Annotated in this window: 7 protein-coding genes; 3 read left to right on the forward strand and 4 right to left on the reverse strand. The window is 69.5% G+C overall.

Annotation, left to right across the window (positions count from 1 at the left end):
* Positions 1 to 77 precede the first annotated feature (77 nt).
* A complete protein-coding gene (locus tag BG90_RS30360; RefSeq protein WP_010122745.1) occupies positions 78 to 719 on the reverse strand; it encodes an HD domain-containing protein in 642 nt (213 codons plus the stop codon).
* A 1063-nt stretch (positions 720 to 1782) separates the two neighbouring features.
* Here BG90_RS30360 and BG90_RS30365 point away from each other — a divergent pair.
* The 3 genes from BG90_RS30365 to BG90_RS30375 are packed head-to-tail and all read left to right on the forward strand — an operon-like array spanning position 1783 to position 5841.
* The gene (locus BG90_RS30365; RefSeq protein ID WP_010122748.1) at positions 1783 to 3066 is read left to right on the forward strand and encodes a c-type cytochrome; all 1284 of its coding nucleotides are present in this window, start codon (positions 1783 to 1785) and stop codon (positions 3064 to 3066) included.
* Positions 3063 to 3581, forward strand: coding sequence for a (2Fe-2S)-binding protein (locus BG90_RS30370; RefSeq protein ID WP_025990586.1), 519 nt, complete (start codon positions 3063 to 3065; stop codon positions 3579 to 3581). Before BG90_RS30365 ends, BG90_RS30370 begins: the two co-directional genes overlap by 4 nt.
* Entirely contained in the window at positions 3571 to 5841 is a 2271-nt protein-coding gene (locus BG90_RS30375; protein ID WP_010122749.1) for a xanthine dehydrogenase family protein molybdopterin-binding subunit, read from the forward strand. The genes BG90_RS30370 and BG90_RS30375 overlap by 11 nt, the downstream gene beginning before the upstream one ends.
* 173 nt (positions 5842 to 6014) lie before the next feature.
* Here the strand turns inward: BG90_RS30375 and BG90_RS30380 are convergent, their stop codons facing one another.
* From BG90_RS30380 to BG90_RS30390, 3 genes are all read right to left on the reverse strand, one after another.
* Positions 6015 to 8972 (reverse strand): ATP-binding protein, encoded by a 2958-nt coding sequence (locus BG90_RS30380; protein ID WP_045568519.1) that lies wholly within the window; start codon positions 8970 to 8972, stop codon positions 6015 to 6017.
* 405 nt (positions 8973 to 9377) lie between these two features.
* Positions 9378 to 11276 carry an amidohydrolase gene (locus BG90_RS30385; protein WP_010122752.1) on the reverse strand — a complete coding sequence of 633 codons (1899 nt, stop codon included), beginning with the start codon at positions 11274 to 11276 and terminating at the stop codon, positions 9378 to 9380.
* The gene (locus BG90_RS30390) at positions 11269 to 11592 is read right to left on the reverse strand and encodes a XapX domain-containing protein (protein WP_025990587.1); all 324 of its coding nucleotides are present in this window, start codon (positions 11590 to 11592) and stop codon (positions 11269 to 11271) included. The genes BG90_RS30385 and BG90_RS30390 overlap by 8 nt, the downstream gene beginning before the upstream one ends.
* Between the last annotated feature and the right edge of the window lie 498 nt (positions 11593 to 12090).

Raw genomic sequence — 12090 nt, forward strand, 5'->3', positions numbered from 1 at the left:
TGTTTGCATGCTTGATCCAATGAGTGGTGAAGTGGTCGAAGGGCCGCGTCGACGCGCACTGCGCGTCCGCGCGGCGTTCAGTCCGGCCAGTCGGACCCGAGGACGAGTCCGCAGAAATTCAGCCGGCGATAGTTCGGGTCCCAGCGATCGAGCACGTCCGCGCTGACCGTGCCGAACGTCGTGTGCGGCCGGTGCGCGATCCCGAGCGCATATGCTTCGAGGATGCTTTCCTTGAAGCCCGGATCGCGCGGATACGCGCGGACGATCGCATCGCGCGCGTCCGGATCGAAGCTCGCGTAGCCAAGGCCGCGCACGTCCATCTGCACGCCGGCGTGCATCATCGCGACGAGCGGCGACTTGTGCTCCGCGATGCCCGGCGTCGTATGCAGTGCGATCGCGTCCCACACGTCGGCGGCGTCGGCCTCGCTCGCGCCGTGCCGACGCAGGAAATCGCGTGCGGCGTCGGCGCCGTCGATCTCGAACCGGCGCGCCGAATGCCGATGCTCGATGTGCAGCCCGGCGTTGTGGAACAGCGCGGCGACATAGAGCAGCTCCGCATTGCACGCGATCCGGTCGCGCCGCCCGGCGAGCATCCCGAACAGAAAGCTCCGGACCGCATGGTCGAACATCCATCCCGCCTCCGCGCAACGCATCCGCGCGGTCGCCGCACACGCGATTCCACTGTCGGGAATCTCGATCCCCGCAACGCGCCGGGTCATGTCATCTCCTCTACGTTGATGCTCGTTGCACCGGCGACGCGCGACGATCGAGCGATCTCGCCGAGACGGAGTCGTGCGGGACGTCGGCGCGTCGACCGATCGCGACGCGAGCGACGGTGACGGTGACGGTGACTGTGACGGCGACCGTGTCGCCGCGCTGCCCGCCCGGTTTCGTCGATCTCCCCGCCGCCCGACACTCGACACTCGATCCTCGACACTCGACACTCGACACTCGACCCTCGACGCCCGATGCACCCGGCGCACGCCGCCGCGCCCGCGATCGTTCTCGACGTTGCCCGCGACGCCTCCCGAATGACTTCGCGCCAATGAAGCCGGCAAGCCGGCTGACCAGCGACATGATCGAAAGCGTAGCGACGCGGCCGTTAAAAGGCATGGTCGAGCGCTGAAAAAAGCTGAAGACGGGCGGCGAGCGCGAAGCCGGATGTCGATGTCGGCGGTGCCGGCGGCCTTGCGGCGTCGCTCGCCCGCGCACACGGGTCGGCACCTTTTCGCGCCTCCGCCGTCACAAACGCGACGCGACGCGACGCGACGCGACGCGACGCGGCACCGGCAACGCATCGCCGCCGCTGGCCGCGGCGAGAACCGCCACCGAAATTAGCAACGATTCAGCGTCGCTTCAGGACGCATGCGGCTTGCATCACTAACCTGTGCGGCAATACCTGTCGCTCGATCGGCGCGGGCCGCGCGCTGCGTTTCCCTCCGCGCCGCATGATCGGGTGGCGCACACGCGCAACACGCGGTTCGCGCAACCGGCGGATGCCGTAGCGCGCATCGCGGAGAACCGCTCGCCCCACCGTCGCCGCGATGCAGCGGCGACGCTCGCCAGGAGATAGACCTTGCTTCCACCTTCGCCCCACGACATGGGCCCAGCCGCCATCCGGACGGGCGCTCCGCCGATGGCCTCGCCGCACGCCGAGCGTCGTCGCGCGCCGATGCCGCAACGCGTCGGCCACGCGAGCGCGCGCGCGCCGCACCGCCGCAACCGCGCCGATACGGCCGGCCGCCTCGCGCGCGGCCGCGTCGCGCAGTGCTGCCGGGATCGATGATGCGCCGACCCCTGATCCTCGTTTGCGCGGGCATCGCCGTCATCGGCGCGCTGGCGGCCGGCTACCTGATGTGGGAGCCCGCGATCGCGCCGGTCGAGCGGCCTGCCGCATCGTCATTCGACCCCGTGCTCAGGCAGGAAGGCGCGCGCGTCGTCGCGCTCGGCGATTGCGTCGTCTGCCACACCGCGAACGACGGCCGGCCGTTCGCCGGCGGCCGCCCGCTCGCGACGCCGTTCGGCACGATCTTCGCGACCAACATTACCCCGGACCCCGAAACCGGCATCGGCGCGTGGTCGATCGACGCATTCGCGCGCGCGATGCGCCACGGCGTCTCGCGTGACGGACATCTGCTCTATCCCGCGTTTCCGTACGTTCATTTCACGCGGATGACGGACCGCGAGATCCTCGCCGCCTACGCGTACTTGATGAACCGCGAGCCGGTGAAGGCGACCGCGCCCGCGAACCGGCTCATGTTCCCGCTGAATTTCCGTCCGCTCGTGGCGTTCTGGAACGTGCTGTTCCTGCGTCCCGGCACGCTCGCGGCGGATGCGTCGAAGAACGCCGAGTGGAATCGCGGCCGTCATCTCGTCGAAGGCCTCGGGCATTGCGCCGCGTGTCACTCGCCGCTCAACGCGATCGGCGGCGAGCAGTCCGGCCACGCATTCGACGGCGGCCTCGTCGACGGCTGGGACGCGCCCGCGCTCAACCGGCTGACTGACGCGGTGCGCCCCTGGACGCGGGACGCGCTCGTGACCTATCTGGGTAGCGGGCGCTCGAGCGAGCACGGCGCCGCGGCGGGCCCGATGCTGCCAGTCACGCGCGAGCTGGCGACGCTGCCGCGCGAGGACGTCGACGCGATCGCGATCTATCTGCTGTCGCTGCAAAAACCGCGGACCGGCGACGCGCCGTCCGCGGTCCCCGTCGGCGCCCGGTCGATGACGGAGCCGGAACGGCGCGGCGCGACGATCTTTGCCGCATCGTGCGCGCAGTGCCATGGCCCGGAAGCGCCGATGCAATCGATCGGCGAACGCCCGAGCCTCGCGCTCGGCGCCGCGGTCAACGCGGAAACGCCCCGCAATCTCGCGCAGATGATCATCGGCGGCATCACGTGGGAAGGCGAACGGGCCGTCAACTACATGCCGCCGTTCGGCGACGTCTACAGCGACGAGCAGATCGCCGATCTCGCGCAATACGTGCGCGCCGCCTATTCGAGCCGCGGGCCGTGGGCGGGCGTCGATGCGACGGTATCGGCGCTCAGGAAGGAGAACGCATCCCGATGATTCAATTAACCGTGAACGGCGTCACGCACGCGCTCGACATCGATCCATCGACGCCGCTGCTCTATGCGCTGCGCGACGACCTGAACCTGCACGGCGCGAAGTTCGGCTGCGGCCTCGGACAATGCGGCGCGTGCACGGTCATCGTCGGCGACCAGCCCGTCTTCTCGTGCCTGCTGCCCGTCGCGTCGATCGGCGCGCGGCCGGTCAGAACGATCGAGAGTCTCGGCAGCGCCGAGCGGCCCGGGCCTTTGCAGAAGGCTTTCATCGACCATCAGGCCGCGCAGTGCGGCTACTGCATCGCCGGCATGATCATGCGCGCGCAGGCGCTGCTCGAACGCAATCCGAAGCCGACCGAGCGCGAACTGCGCGCGCACATGGAGCCGAACCTCTGCCGCTGCGGCACGCACACGCGGATCCTCGCCGCGATCCGCCAGGCGGCCGGCATCGCGCCGCCGCCCGGCGCCGCCGCCGCGAGCGCGGCCACGAACGACCAAGGAGCCGCGCATGAAGCATGACGACGACGATTTCGATCCGCGCCGCCGCCAGTTCCTGCTGTCCGGCTCGCTGTTCGTCACGTTCAGCCTCGCGTCCGCCGCGCCCGCGCTCGCGCTCGCGCAGCGGGTGATCGCCGACGAGGGGGCGGCGGTCCGCATCCCGAAGGCGACGCAGGCGCTCGCCGGCAGCCTGAAGACGAACCCGTTCCTCGATGCGTGGATCAGGATCGATCCGAGCGGCAAGGTGACCGTCTTCACCGGCAAGGTCGAGCTCGGCACCGGTGTGCGCACCGCGCTGCTGCAGGTCGCTGCCGAAGAGCTGGACATGGCGCCCGCGCTGATCACGTTCCTGACCGCCGACACCGGTGCATCGCCGGACGAAGGGCTCACCGCGGGCAGCCACACGATGGCGGACAGCGGCAGCGCGCTGCTGAACGCGGCCGCGCAGGTGCGCGGCCTGCTCGTCGACGCGGTCGCACGCCGCTTCGGCGTCGCGAGCGACGCGCTCACGACGCGCGACGGCGTCATCGCCGCCCGCGACGGCCGGCGGATGACCTTCGGCGAGGCGGTCGGATTCGTCGATCTGCATCGCACCGCATCGGCCGCATCGCCGCTGAAGAACCCCGGCGCGTTCCGCGTGATCGGCACGTCGCTGCCGCGCGTCGACATTCCGGCGAAGGTGTCGGGCGGCGCGAGCTACGTGCAGGACATGCGCCTGCCCGGCATGCTGCATGCGCGCGTCGTGCTGCCGCCCGTCTACGGCGCGCAGTTGCAGGGCTTCGACGAAGCGAACATGTCGCGGCTGCCGGGCGTCGTCAGGATCGTGCGTGACGGGAGCCTGCTCGCCGTCGTCGCGCGCGGCGAGTGGCAGGCGGTCAGCGCGCAGCGCGCGCTCGCCGCGACGTGCCGCTGGAGCGCGGGCCGCGCGCTGCCCGATCGCGCGACCGTCCATCGGGATCTCAAGCGGATCGCGACCGAGCGGATCGACATCGCGAGCGTGCGCGCGCCGGCCGGCCCGCGCGTGAAGACGCTGAACGCGCGCTACACGAAGCCGTACCTGATGCACGGCTCGATCGGGCCGTCGTGTGCGATCGCGCATTTCGACGCGGGCGGGATGACGGTATGGACGCACTCGCAGGGCGTCTATCCGCTGCGCGATGCGCTCGCGGAATTGCTCGCGCTGCCGAAGCAGCAGATCCGCTGCATTCATGCCGAAGGCTCGGGCTGCTACGGCCACAACGGCGCCGACGACGTCGCCGCGCACGCGGCGCTGATCGCCCGCGCGATGCCGGGCCGTCCGATCCGCGTGCAATGGATGCGCGAGCAGGAGCACACGTGGGATCACTACACGCCGGCGATGGTCACCGAAGTGAGTGCGTCGCTCGACGCGAGCGGCAAGATCGTCGACTGGAACTATGCACTGTGGAGCAGCTCGCACAACGAACGGATCGTCAACGCGGGCCGGCTCGTGCCGGCTACGATGCTCGAACATCCGTTCACGCCCGCGCCGTCGGTGCCGATGGTGCAGCCGGAAGGCGGCGGAGACCGCAACGCGATTCCGCTGTACACGTTCCCGAACCTGCACGTGACGAACAACTTCTCGCCGACGATGCCGCTCAACACATCGGCGATGCGCTCGCTCGGCGCGCACATGAACGTCTTCTCGATCGAGAGCTTCATCGACGAGCTCGCGCATGCGGCGCAAGAGGATCCCGTCGCGTTCCGGCTGAAGCACATGGAGGACCCGCGCGCGCGCGACGCCATCGCGCTCGCCGCGCGGCGCTTCGGCTGGCCGCGCCCGCCGCGAAAACCGGGGCGCGGCGTGGGCTTCGCGTTCGGCAAGTACAAGAATCTGATGGCTTACGTCGCGATGGCCGTCGAGATCTCGGTCGCGCGCGAGACGGGACAGGTCGTGCTCGAGCACGCGGAAGTCGCGGTCGATTCCGGCCAGATCGTCAATCCCGACGGCGTGCGCAATCAGATCGAAGGCGGAATCATTCAATCCGCGAGCTGGACGCTGTACGAATCGCTGCAGTACGACACCGCGCGCATCCGCAGCTTCGACTGGAGCAGCTACCCGGTCCTGCGGTTCTCGGCGGCGCCGAGCCGGTTGAGCGTGCATCTGATCGATCGTCCGGGCATGCCGTTTCTCGGCGTCGCCGAAGCGGCGATGGGGCCGACCGCGGGCGCGATCGCGAATGCGTTGTTCGATGCGACCGGCAAGCGCCTGCGCGACATGCCGCTCGGCGGCGACAAGCTTCGCACGCTGATCGAAGCATGATGGCGCGCGGATGCTTGCCGGGTGGGTCGGTTTGCTCGGTTTGCTCGGTTTGCTCGGTTTGCTCGGTCGGCTCGGCGCGTTCGGTTGCCCGGTACATTCGCTCTGCGCGATTGGCCCGGTGTGCGGCATTTGCTCGATCGGCCCAGCGCGCGCGTATCCGCGCGCCACGCCGATCACGGATCGGCCGGCAGCGTCGCGACGAGATCGAACAATTGGCGAACGTCCCGCGCGCGCGACGTCGGATCGAAGTGCGCGGCCAACGCCCGCAGCGCGTCAGAGGCTTCGTGCGCGCGTCCGTCGGCCAGCAGCAGTCGCGCCTGCGCGATCGTCGCGCGCAGCGTCCACATCGCCGCGCCCTGCGCGCGCGCCAGATCGATCGCCTCCCGGAAGCATGCATGCGCCGCGTCAAAGCGGTCCGCGTCGGCCCCGGCCGGCCCGCCTTGTGCCTGTGCCTGTGCCTGTGCCTGTGCCTGTGCCTGTGCCTGTGCCTGTGCCTGCGCATACGCAACCGCGCCGAGTGCACGCCACACTTCCGGCAGAAACAGCGCCTCGCCGCTGTTGCGGCAATGCGCGAGCGCGTCGCGCAAGCGGCGCGACGCGTCGTCGAGCCGGCCGGCCTCGGCGAGCGCCTCCGCGTGCGACACGACGAGCGGCGTCAGCAGCCGCCTGAAGCCGCGCGCGAGCAGCGCGTCGATCGACACGTCGAGCACGCGCAATCCGTCGGCGACGCGTCCGTCGAGAATGTCGCGATACGCGGACAGGCAATCGCTGCATTCGCGCCAGATGTCGAAACCGTGCAGCGCCGTCTGCGAGCGCATGATCTCGAGATAATGCGCGCCGCGCCGCACGTCGCCCGACAACAGCGCGAGCGGCACCGCGACCGCGCCGAGCAAGTGCGTAAGCGACGGCTCGACGGTGTCGGGCCGCACGAGGCCGACCGCGAAGTCGACGAGTTCCATCGCGCGTTCGGGATCACCCTGAAGCCAGACGATGCGCGCAAGCGTGCCGTGGCTCAGGATGAACGGATCGACGATGAACGGGGCCGCGGATCTCGCGCCGTCGTCGCGGGAATTGTCTCTGTTGTCTCTGTCGTCTCGGTCGTCGGCAAGGCATCGCAGCGCGTCTTCGAGCCGGGCTTTCGCTTCCGAATGCCGGCCCTGGCAATGCAGCGACACCGCGACCAACTGCTCGCCGAGAATCTGCTGCCGGCGCGTGCCGTGCTGCTGCAACAGCGCCTGAAAACGCATCGCGTAGCGCAGCGACTCGTCGATGTCGCCCGCCGACAGCATCGCGTTCCACAAGCCCCACAGCGCCCGCGCGTGATGCGCCGCATCGCCCGACTCGACCGCGAGCGCCAGCACGTCGCGCCACAACGCAGCCGAGCGCGGCACCGGCCCGCCCAGATGGAGCAGCGACGCGGCGAGCGCGGCGCGCACGCGCATCTCGACGGCGGCGTCGACCGAGCGCGGCGGCAGCGCATCGATCGCGTCGACCGCGAGCGCGGCGCGCTTGCCGCACTCATCGATCATCCCGCCGTCGAGCAGCGCGCCGACGAGGCTCGCCGCAAGCTCGATGCCGACGCGCGGATTGCCGTCGTCCGAGAACGCCCAGTCGAATGCGCTGCGCGCGTCGTCGAGCGTCTGGCGCAGCGCCGACGCGTCGTCGAAGCGCGCACGGGCGCTGCCGGCCGGGGCCGCGTCGAAGCAGGCGGTCAGATAGCGCGCATGGCGCGCGGCGATCTGATGCCGCTCGCCTTCGGCAATCAGCTTTTCGAGCGCGTACGCGCGCGTCGACTCGGGCAGCCGGTACTTGGCGACCGGCCCGTCGAATTCCACGGTGACGAGCGATTTGGCGACGAGCTCGTCGATCGCGGCGATCACCCCGCCGATCGTCAGATCGGCATCGCACGCGACCGCGCACATCGCATCGAACGTGAACAGCCCGCCGAACATCGCGAGCCGCCGGAACACGGCGCGCGCGCGCCGGTCGAGGAGCGCGAAGCTCCAGTCGAACGTCGCACGCAGCGTCTGATGGCGCGGCAGCGCGGTTCGATGGCCGCCGCCGAGCATCGCGAGCCGATCGTCGAGGCGGCGGTACACGCCTTCGAGCCCGAGCGTCGCCGCGCGCGCCGCCGCCAGTTCGATCGCAAGCGGAATGCCGTCGAGCCGGCGGCATATTTCGCCGACGACGCGAATTTCGGCGGACTGCACACCGGGCGTGCGCTGCAGCGCGTTCGCCCGCGAGAAGAACAGCCGGACCGCCGAGCGCGCGAGGGTGTCGGCGTCGTCCGCATTCGCGGCGGGCACGTCGAGCGGATCGACCCGAAATACCGCCTCGGGCGCGATCCGCAGCGGCTCGCGGCTCGTCACGAGCACGCGCAGCGCATCGTTCGCCGCGATCAGCGTCTCGACGATCGCGGCCACTGCGGCGATCACCTGCTCGGCGTTGTCGAGCACGAGCAACCGGCGCGGCCCCGCGAGCGCGCCCGCGATTCGCGCCGCGTCGAGCGCGCAGCCGGCCGACGGCACGCCGCAAGCCTCGGCGAGCGCCGCGAGCACCGTTGCCTCGTCGGTCGACGCGGCGAGCTCGACGAAGCACACGTCCACCGAGCCGTTCGCCGCATAGCCGCGCGCGACCTCGATGCCGAGACTCGTCTTGCCGATGCCGCCCGCGCCCGTCAGCGTCAGCACGCGGGTGCGATCGAGCATCTCGCGCGCCTGCTTCACGTCGTCGTCGCGGCCGATCAGACGGATCTTCTGCATCGGCAGCCCGCGCCTCGCCGATGCCGATGCCGGCGCACGCGGCGCGACGGCGACGGCCGCTTCCCGGCGCCGGTGCACCAGTTGATAGCCGCGGCCGGGAATGGTGATGATGAGATCGCGATCCTGTCCTAGCGCCTTGCGCACCGCGGACAGATGCACCTGGATGTTGTTTTCTTCGACGACGGTATCCGGCCAGACGACCTGCATCAGCTCGTCCTTCGTCACGAGCCGCCCGTCGGCCGACGCGAGCGCCGCGAGGATGTCGAACGCGCGCGAGCCGATGTGGACGACCTCGCCGTCGTGCGTGAGGACCCGCCTGTCCATATCGAGTTCGAAGCGGCCAAGCGCGATCGTGGCTTCTTCAGACATGTCTATCAGCGCGAGTGGTGAATGAATCGATATGAAACGACCGCTCCGGCTCGAACGCGAATGCGCGCATGAGGCCGGCTCGAATCGGCTGCGCGGCGCACTGCCCGCCCGCCGGGTCGGCGCGCGGCGGCGCGCGACGAATGCCGGATCGGGCGTACCGCCGCGCGCGATCGTCTTCGAGGGCGCACGAGCGCGCGACGGGCGCGTTTCCGCTCGCTCATCGGACGCGATGTCCGCGCCCTCGGCACCGCGCCTTCGTCCGCGCGAATCCGCTCGAGCGCGGCACGCGCGTCATCGCATCCATCGGGCCGACGCTGAGCCGCGGGCAATGCAACAAGGCGCGCTGCTCGAGCGCAGCGCAGCGGCAACGCGCGGCGCGATCGTCACGTCACGCGCCGCACGCGGTCATACCGCCCAGCACGAGCAACCGAGCGCGCCCCAGAAGCTCTTCAGGTCGGCGACCGGCAGCTTGCTGCTCCACGCGGTCGCATGCCGATGCGCATGAAGGCTGCAATTGTTCGCGCATGTGCATGCCTGCGCCGCATTCCGGACGACCTGCTGCAGCGACGCGCCGTGCTCTTTGTCGGCCCATCCCGCATAGCCGCCGAACACGCGCGCGGGCGACCAGTCCGGCATCGCGGGCGGCGGCGCGCCTTCGTCGACGTCGGCGAACGGGCCCGCGCCGTACACGACCTTGCCGCCGACGACGGTCAGCAGCGACGTCGTATCCGCGATATCGGATTCGGGGCACGCGAAGAAGTCGCGGTCGGGCACGATCAGATCCGCGAGTTGCCCGACCTGAATCCGGCCTTTCCTGCCGACCTCGTTCGAGAACCACGTGACGTTCTCGGTCCACATGCGCAGCGCGGCTTCGCGATCGAGACAATTCGCACGCGGATAGAGCTGCATGCCACCGACCGTCCGACCGGTGATCAGCCATGCCAACGACACCCACGGGTTGTACGACGCGACGCGCGTCGCGTCGGTGCCGGCCGACACCTTGACGCCCTTGTCGAGCATCCGCTTGACGGGCGGCGTCGCTTCCGCGGCGCCCGGGCCGTAGCGCTCGACGAAGTACTCGCCCTGGTACGCCATCCGGTGCTGCACCGCGATCCCGCCGCCCAGCGCCGCGATCCGGTCGATCGATTCGTCGGAAATCGTTTCCGCGTGATCGAAGAACCAGTTGAGGCCTTCGAGCGGAATGTCCCGATTCACGCGCTCGAACACGTCGAGCGCGCGGCTGATCGTCTCGTCGTAGGTCGCATGCAGACGCCACGGCCAGCGATTCTGCGCGAGCACGCGCACGACCGCTTCGAGCTCGCCTTCCATTTCGGCCGGCAGATCGGGACGCGGCTCGCGGAAGTCCTCGAAATCGGCCGCCGAGAACACCAGCATCTCGCCCGCGCCGTTATGACGGAAATAGTCGGTGCCGTCGTGGTACTTCGACGTCCCGGTCCAGTTCAGGAAATCCTGCTTCTCTTCCTTCGGCTTCTGCGTAAACAGGTTGTACGCGAGGCGGATCGTCAGTTGTCCATCCGTCGCGAGCTGGCGGATGACTGCATAGTCGTCCGGATAATTCTGGAATCCGCCGCCCGCATCGATCGCGCCCGTCACGCCGAGCCGGTTCAGCTCGCGCATGAAGTGCCGCGTCGAGTTCAACTGATATTCGAACGGCAGCTTCGGCCCCTTCGCGAGCGTCGCGTACAGGATCGCGGCGTTCGGCCGCGCGAGCAGCAGCCCCGTCGGGTTGCCGGCCGCATCGCGCACGATCTGGCCGCCCGGCGGCTCCGGCGTGTCCTTCGTATAGCCGACCGCGCGCAGCGCCGCGCCGTTCAGCAACGCGCGATCGTACAGGTGCAGGATGAAGACCGGCGTATCGGGCGCCGCCGCGTTCAGCTCGTCGATCGTCGGCAGGCGCTTCTCCACGAACTGATGCTCAGTGAAGCCGCCGACCACGCGCACCCATTGCGGCGCGGGCGTGACGGCCACCTGGCGGCGCAGCATCGCCATCGCGTCGGCAAGGCTGCGCACGCCGTCCCAGCGCAGCTCCATGTTGAAGTTCAGGCCGCCTCGGATGATGTGCAGATGGTTGTCGATCAAGCCCGGCAGCACGCCCCGGCCTTGCAGGTCGACGATCCGGGTGCTCGGCCCGGCTAACGCGAGCACTTCGTCGCCGCCGACGGCGACGAATCGGCCGTCCTTGATCGCGACCGCACTGGCGGTCGGGTTCGCGCGGTCGAGTGTCGTGAAGCGCCCGCGATGCAGGATCAGGTCGGGAGTCGGGTGTGCGGCGGTGTCAGCCATGGCGCTGTTCTCCGGATGGCGAATCGGGTTGATGGGCGGCCGCGACCTGCGCCGGCGCGTCCGGCGCGTTCGGCGCCTTCGGGCAGGTCGGCAGTTGGCCGAACATGTGCGGTTTGACTTGTTGCTGATACCAAGAGGCCGACGTCTCGGCGTTGCCCACGAGCCGCTTGACGAGCGGCGGCACCTGCTCGCCGGCGAGAATGCCGAGCAGGCCGACGAGCGCGATCACGGGAGGCGCCGGCGAGCGCACGTTGAACACGCCGTAGATGATGCCTACGAGCAGTCCCATGGCGAGCGACAAAACATAGACTTTCATGATGGGGATCCGAATGAAGTGGCCGTCTGCGTCGTCGAGACACGAAGCAGGCACGCGAGCGACGAACATGCGTTCGGCTCGCACGCGTCTCGATCCGTTGCGACGGACTATCGCATTTGCAAACGTTCCCGTATTGAACGTTTGTCGCCAGATTTGAACGATAGCGATGCGGCGCGCCGCGTCCGAACGAACGCGCAGCATCGACGAGCGGAACCCGTGTCGCCGCCCCTGCGGTTTCGGCGGCGATCGCCTCGCACACGCACGGATGCGCGACGCAGATGGGACTCCTCGCCAAGTTTTCGCACTATTCTTCAAGACGTCCGGAAATTCACCGTCTAGCATCCATCCCGCGGCGAATCGTTCGTTCTCCACACGCCCGCGTTTCGACGCGGTCATCGGAGCGCGGTCCGTCTCGCCCGGCCTGGACGCATCGCGCGATTTCGCCGGCGCGCGACGCGTTCGCACTCGATCCCGAAACGATGCGCGCGATCCCGTCGA

Origin of the sequence: Burkholderia oklahomensis C6786 (assembly GCF_000959365.1) — a bacterium.
Taxonomy (GTDB): domain Bacteria; phylum Pseudomonadota; class Gammaproteobacteria; order Burkholderiales; family Burkholderiaceae; genus Burkholderia; species Burkholderia oklahomensis.

Excerpts from the sequence above, each read along its gene's own strand:
- BG90_RS30385 (WP_010122752.1), bottom strand. The coding sequence starts at position 11,276 with ATGGCTGACACCGCCGCACACCCGACTCCCGACCTGATCCTGCATCGC.
- BG90_RS30375 (WP_010122749.1), top strand. The coding sequence starts at position 3,571 with ATGAAGCATGACGACGACGATTTCGATCCGCGCCGCCGCCAGTTCCTG.
- BG90_RS30390 (WP_025990587.1), bottom strand. The coding sequence starts at position 11,592 with ATGAAAGTCTATGTTTTGTCGCTCGCCATGGGACTGCTCGTAGGCATC.
- BG90_RS30365 (WP_010122748.1), top strand. The coding sequence starts at position 1,783 with ATGATGCGCCGACCCCTGATCCTCGTTTGCGCGGGCATCGCCGTCATC.
- BG90_RS30360 (WP_010122745.1), bottom strand. The coding sequence starts at position 719 with ATGACCCGGCGCGTTGCGGGGATCGAGATTCCCGACAGTGGAATCGCG.
- BG90_RS30380 (WP_045568519.1), bottom strand. The coding sequence starts at position 8,972 with ATGTCTGAAGAAGCCACGATCGCGCTTGGCCGCTTCGAACTCGATATG.
- BG90_RS30370 (WP_025990586.1), top strand. The coding sequence starts at position 3,063 with ATGATTCAATTAACCGTGAACGGCGTCACGCACGCGCTCGACATCGAT.